This is a genomic window from Marinomonas sp., from assembly GCF_039940335.1.
GTDB lineage: Bacteria > Pseudomonadota > Gammaproteobacteria > Pseudomonadales > Marinomonadaceae > Marinomonas.
The window spans coordinates 103,430-110,163 of sequence record NZ_JBDVGW010000004.1 but is presented as its reverse complement, the minus strand read 5'-3'; the positions used below and the strand labels follow the sequence as shown (position 1 = coordinate 110,163).

4 protein-coding genes are annotated in these 6,734 nt (G+C 43.2%); all 4 read left to right on the top strand.

Annotated features, from left to right (window positions below; all coding sequences use genetic code 11):
- Window positions 1–2,895 (top strand): Ig-like domain-containing protein (locus tag ABJF92_RS02025; RefSeq protein ID WP_446814183.1); only part of this gene is annotated, 2,895 nt, incomplete at its 5' end.
- Between the two features lie 267 nt (window positions 2,896–3,162).
- Window positions 3,163–3,783 carry a riboflavin synthase subunit alpha gene (locus ABJF92_RS02020; RefSeq protein WP_446814182.1) on the top strand — a complete coding sequence of 207 codons (621 nt, stop codon included), beginning with the start codon at window positions 3,163–3,165 and terminating at the stop codon, window positions 3,781–3,783.
- A 267-nt stretch (window positions 3,784–4,050) separates the two neighbouring features.
- Entirely contained in the window at window positions 4,051–5,856 is a 1,806-nt protein-coding gene (gene lepA / locus ABJF92_RS02015; protein ID WP_446814181.1) for a translation elongation factor 4, read from the top strand.
- Between the two features lie 52 nt (window positions 5,857–5,908).
- Window positions 5,909–6,733, top strand: coding sequence for a signal peptidase I (gene lepB, locus ABJF92_RS02010; protein ID WP_445977366.1), 825 nt, complete (start codon window positions 5,909–5,911; stop codon window positions 6,731–6,733).
- The last annotated feature ends 1 nt before the right edge of the window (window position 6,734 follow it).

The window sequence follows — 6,734 nt, the reverse complement described above, 5'->3', positions numbered from 1 at the left end:
GACACCTCTCATGACATCACCATCTTGGCGACGTCTGTCGACGGGTCGATCTCTTCTGAAACCATGACCATCGCCGTGGGCGATAACAACGATGGTGCGGGTGGTAACACAGGCGGTACGGGCAATGGCGGCGACACCGATCATGTGGTGGGAAGTGTTTCAGACACAGATAAAGGCTCTAACTTAATTTATAACGATCATGAGAATGGCGATACGGTTGGTATTACCGCGCTTGCAGTCGATGAAGATGGAGATACGGTTACCTACAGTTTAACCAACGATGCAGAAGGGCGCTTCGCGATCGATGCTGACACAGGTGTAGTCACTCTTCTCGATAAAAGTTTGATTGCATTTGGTGATTCTTACTCTATTACTATTCAGGCTCATTCAATTGATGGCTCTACTAGCCAGCTTGAAGACATCGTTATCGAGACCGTCAATGGTAATGCCCCTGACGCCTATGATGATGTCGCAGTGTTTCATTATGTTTCGGTTTCGGCCATTAATTTCACAGGAGCTTATGCAATAAGCTCTAAAGTAGAAGGCGATAATTCTACTACTGCAAATGATGTTCTGAAGGCAAGTTCTTCATATGGAAGCGATGGTGGCTATTCTCTGGCTTGGGTCTCTGGAAATAACACCGCATACGTTGAAATATTCCCTGATGACCACAGTGAAGGGATGCAGATTGAGGTTGCACCTAACAACTTCAGTGGTGCCTACACTAATCTTGAAGTTGTTCAAATTAATGATGATGGCGATTTTATGGTGCTTGGTCAAGGTAACTTCAACGCCGGTTTCTACCCAGTTCAAGCCTTTATGCAAATCTATAAAGCGGATGGTTCTTTAGTTTCTGAGAAAAGAATTGCTCAGCATTATTTTAAACAAAGTGGAACCACTACTTTTGATGTTGTTAATGGTGAGGTAATTGTCACGTGGAGAGAAATTACCCCAAGGAATGGCCAGCAACTTAACATACTGTATCGAGAGGTATACGATCTTGAAGGAAATGTTGTTGATTGGCAGGAGGAATTATCTATAGTTGCGGATGATGGATCTTATACGAACTCTACCGTTGATATAGCAGACCTTGGAGATGGCACTTATGTGCTGGCTTTTAAATATGGTGGTAGCAATGGCATTAGTCTTTATAACAGTGAGCATTCACGAGTTAGTACGACCTATTTAATAATGGATAACCCTGTTGTTGAGGCTCTAGATTCTGGTGGTTATATCGCTGTAGGTCAATCGGATAGTGCTGACAGAGTTGCAATTGCAATATTTGATGAAAACGGTAAAACAGAGGGTGAGGTTTGGCTTAATAGTACTTCGCTCTATTCTCAAGACTTGTCTGTCAGTACGTTACCTGATGGATCTGTGGTTATTACTTGGAGCGGCTACGAAGGAAAAGCATATTACGTCTATTCTCAACACCTTGATGCAAATGGAAATCCTGATCAGGATGTTGAGATGTTTGCTGTGGCTGACAAATATTCTAATCCTAGTTTGTTGGTATTAGGTAATGGTGAATATGTTGTTAGTTGGTTAGATAAAAATAATGATGGCGAGTATGAAGTACATACCCAGAAGTTTCATGCTGATGGCTCACTCAATGGAGAAGAGTTTACTTTTTACCAGGCTGATGGAATTGATAGAAATACCGAGTTAAGTCTTGTTGCTACTGGTGAAGATGGCTCTTTTGTTATTTCTTTCACCAACTCTGAGGCCAGTGAAGAAGGTACGGATAAGAGTGTTTACACTATCAAAATTGATGGTCAAGGTAACTCAGTTAATCAATATTATGAAGGTGAGATGGGTGACTTTGATATAGTCACGACTGAAGAAGCAAACTTCTATAGCGTAGCTTATAGCACAGGTACCTTGGTTGCGAATGGTAAGATCTTTGCTAGCGGTTCGATCATCGCTAAGGAGGATTGGGTAGACGTTAAATTACTTAATGCTGACTCTGGAAACTATGATCTTAAGGTACAAGCGACATCTTCATTAATATTATTCCAAGGTACTAGTGTACAGATTGCTGCGGCGGAATTAATAGCCGATGATTTCGTCACAGACGGTGATAGTTTAGAGATTGTATCGGTTGACTCGCCAGAGCATGGTCAGGTTACTTTAAATGATGACGGTAGTATTACCTTTACCGCAGACAGTGATTACCATGAGGAGGCAAGCTTTAGTTATACGGTTAGCGATGGCTTCGGCGGCTTAACTTCTGCCACGGTTACCCTTACTGTGATGCCAACGTTAACTGAAATTGAAGGCACTGATTCTGATGACACTCTAGAGGGTGAGGATACAGGGGATATGATCCTCGGTCGTTTAGGTAATGATGCCTTGTATGGTTTTTATGGCGATGATGAGCTATACGGTAATGAAGGGGACGATACTCTTTATGGGGGCGAAGGCAACGACACCCTATACGGCAATGAAGATAATGATGTGCTTGCAGGTGGCCAAGGAGCCGATGCACTTTACGGTGGTGAAGGCGATGATTTACTTATTGGTGCGTTAAGTACAGAAGAAGATTTACAAGTAGATATCCTGTTTGGCGGTGGCGGTAATGATACGTTTGTTATCACTAGTCATGGTCAGGAGCAGGGTATGAATACTGAGTTTAATGATCTGATTCAGGACTTTAACAGTACTAATGATTCTTTGGATTTGACGGATTTACTCGAAAACTTAGAGGATTTCCCTGACAGTGGCGAGCACGATGAAATATACAATTTCTTATCTGAAACGGTTAGTTTGGGGGATAACAGTGTCAAGGTTGGTGATCATGATGTGGTTTCCCTTGGCTCTGAAAGTGACTTAGGGTCCAACTCCTTAAATATTGTTTATAAAGAAGATGAGTATGTCATCAATCTCGATGGCTAGAGACTAGCCAAGGGGCAAAAAAACCGAACAAGCTGCACTTGTTCGGTTTTTTTATGTTTTAAATTTATTGTAGGTCTTAAGAGGTTTGATTGAGTCTTTACAAGAGGTTATCCCCTCAACCTGTGGATAACCCTATTAGTGAGTCAATGATAAGTCTCTATAAGCTAGAGGTGGCGTAGCTTTTACTATTAGTGTTTAATTCTTCCCCAGTGATGCGCATAAGGTGTCAAATTCAGTTTATTTACCCTACGAGGTTAAGAGAATTATATGTTTACAGGAATAGTTCAGGGTGTCGGAGAAGTGGCTCTGATAGAAAAAGTGGGTCGTAATAAACGTTTACAAATACAATTCCCAGAAGCCAGTATGCAAGGTCAGCAGTTGGGAGCAAGTGTCGCCATTAATGGTGTGTGCTTGACCGTTGCAGAGATATCCACTGACCAATTAACCTTTGATGTGATTGATACTACCTTAGCTTTGACTAACATTGGCGAGCTTACTGTTGGCTCGAAAGTGAACTTTGAGCGGGCGGCACGAATTGGAGATGAGATTGGCGGGCACCTAATGTCTGGCCATATCATGACGACGGTTAGCGTGGTCGGCGTTGAACGGATCGATGAGAGTGTTCACATTCGCTTTATGACCGATCGCCAGCAAGAAGTGGATGCAAGGCGCTACCTTTTCGACAAAGGCTATGTTGGCCTGAATGGCGCAAGTTTAACCATCAGTGATATTGGTCCAGACTGGTTGGAAGTTTCCTTGATTCCTGAAACCCTAAGACTGACCAATTTTATGAATTTGGTCGCGGGCAGTCGCGTGAATTTAGAGATTGATGCCCATACCCAAGCAACGGTTGATACGGTTGAGCGTATTCTTCAAACCAAAGCTTAACCAGCAAGAACAGGCTTAGGTATTAAGATTATTGAATGTGATGTTAAAAACTCATGCCTAAGCACTTTAAATGAATGGAGTCCTGACAGGAATTTCGGTAGAATGCTCGCCATTTGTATCCTCAGAAATTGTTAACAAGTGGCGTCATAAACGGCATGATAGCAACGAATGTCCTGCATCTATGTTGATGTGGCAACTCGCCTTACCTATCACCGTAACCGTTAGCTATTACTGAGCCTAATATCGCTTTTAAAGTGTGAGTAAATAGTGTCTTCTAATAATCTTAAGCACATACGTAATTTCTCTATCATCGCCCATATTGACCATGGTAAATCTACCTTGGCCGACCGCTTCATCCAAACTTGTGAAGGTTTGAGTGAACGTGAAATGTCCGCCCAAGTACTTGATTCTATGGACATAGAACGTGAGCGTGGTATTACCATCAAGGCTCAGAGTGTGACCTTGGACTACCATGCCAAAGATGGTCAAACCTACCAACTAAACTTCATCGACACCCCCGGACACGTGGATTTCTCTTATGAAGTCTCTCGTTCCTTGGCCGCGTGTGAAGGTGCCCTTTTGGTGGTAGATGCCGCGCAAGGTGTGGAAGCTCAATCAGTCGCTAACTGTTACACAGCGATCGAGCAAGGCCTAGAGGTTATGCCGGTACTGAACAAAATTGATTTGCCACAAGCCGAGCCTGAGCGTGTGTGTGAAGAAATTGAAGAGATTATCGGCATTGATTCCATGGACGCTGTTACCTGTTCTGCGAAAACCGGTATGGGCGTAGATGATGTACTAGAGCGTTTAGTCGCAACCATCCCACCACCAGAAGGTGATGTGGATGCGCCACTGCAAGCACTGATTATCGACTCATGGTTTGATAACTATTTAGGCGTTGTCTCCTTAGTGCGTATCAAACAAGGTACCTTGCGCAAGAAAGATAAAATCTTCATTAAATCGACTAAGCAAGTTCACCCAGTCGACATGGCTGGTATCTTTACGCCAAAACGTAAAGAAACAGGAGTCTTGAAAGCTGGTGAAGTGGGCTACGTTGTGGCTGGTATTAAAGATATCCATGGTGCGCCAGTGGGTGACACTATCACGCACGCTTCGACCCCAGATGTTGAGCAGCTTGCAGGCTTCCAAAAAGTTAAGCCGCAGGTTTATGCGGGTTTGTTCCCAGTGAGCTCTGACGACTACGAAGACTTCCGTGTAGCGCTAGATAAACTGACTCTGAACGACGCCTCCCTTTTCTTCGAACCAGAAAGCTCCGACGCCCTAGGCTTTGGCTTCCGTTGTGGCTTCCTCGGTATGCTGCACATGGAGATCATCCAGGAGCGTTTAGAGCGTGAATACGATCTTGATTTGATCACCACTGCACCAACAGTAGTGTTTGAGGTGGAGCTGAATAACGGTGATGTTATCAATGTTGATAGCCCGTCTAAAATGCCTGATCCTGCCACGATTAAAGAAATGCGCGAGCCTATTGTGGAAGCGAATATTCTTGTGCCGCAAGAGTACCTTGGTAATGTTATTACCTTATGCGTTGAAAAACGTGGTATGCAAAAAGACATGCAATACGTTGGGCAGCAAGTACAGTTACGCTATGAATTGCCAATGAATGAAGTGGTGATGGATTTCTTTGATAAGTTGAAATCCTGTAGTCGTGGTTTTGCGTCTCTTGATTATAGCTTTAGTCACTTTAGTCCTGCACCGCTATGTCGTTTGGACATTCTTATCAATGGTGAGCGTGTCGATGCACTGGCGTTGATTATGCATAAGGATAACGTGCAATTTAAAGGCCGTGCTTTATGTGAAAAAATGAAAGACCTGATTCCTCGCCAAATGTTTGATGTGGCGATCCAAGGGGCGGTGGGTGCTAAGGTTATCTCTCGTACAACAGTTAAAGCACTACGTAAAAACGTTATCGCTAAGTGTTACGGCGGTGATGTTAGCCGTAAGAAAAAGCTGTTGCAGAAACAGAAAGAAGGTAAAAAGCGCATGAAGCAGGTTGGTAATGTTGAAGTGCCACAATCTGCTTTCTTAGCGGCGTTACAAATAGATAATTAAGCATTAACAGTTACCCCAGTGTGATGAAATCACGCAGCGATGGAGAGATGTAATGGGTTTTGATTTTGAGCTGATTTTAGCAATTGCTTTTTTTGTGACCGGTGCGGTTTGGTTGTATGACCGCATCGTTTATCTGCCAAAGCGTAAATTAGTGCTGGCAGAAATGACACCAGAAGCACGTCAGGCGATCAGTAAAGACACTAAGCAAACGCTGGCACAAACCCCTAAACTGGTTACGGAAGTAAAGTCTTACTTTGTTATTGTGGCGGTGATCTTTGGTTTGCGTTCGTTTGTCGTAGAACCGTTTCAAATTCCATCTGGTTCCATGTTACCCACTTTAGAAATCGGCGATTTCATTTTGGTGAACAAGTTTGAATATGGTGTAAGGTTGCCTGTATTAAACACCACCCTTATTCCAACCAATGAGCCAAAACATGGTGATGTTGTGGTGTTTAAATACCCTCGTGACCCAAGTTTGAACTACATTAAGCGCATGGTGGGTTTGCCAGGGGATAAGATCAGTTATCATAATAAGACTTTGTCTATCAATGGGCAGGTTTTAGCGACTAATTTAGTCGCTGAGTTATCCACTTCTCTAAATCCTAACAAAGAGCCTGTAAGGGTTTTTGTGGAAAACTTGGGGGGTAAAAATCACGAAGTCTACAATTCTTACTACCAGAACCCGCTAGAAGGTGACTGGGTTGTACCAGAAGACTCGTATTTTGTAATGGGTGATAATCGCGATAACAGTTCAGATAGTCGTGTTTGGGGTTTTGTACCGAAAGCCAATATGAAAGGTCGTGCCTTTTACGTATGGCTGCATTGGAACGAGTTGTTAAGCGTTCCAAGTTTTAAAAATAATGGTCTGATTGAATAAA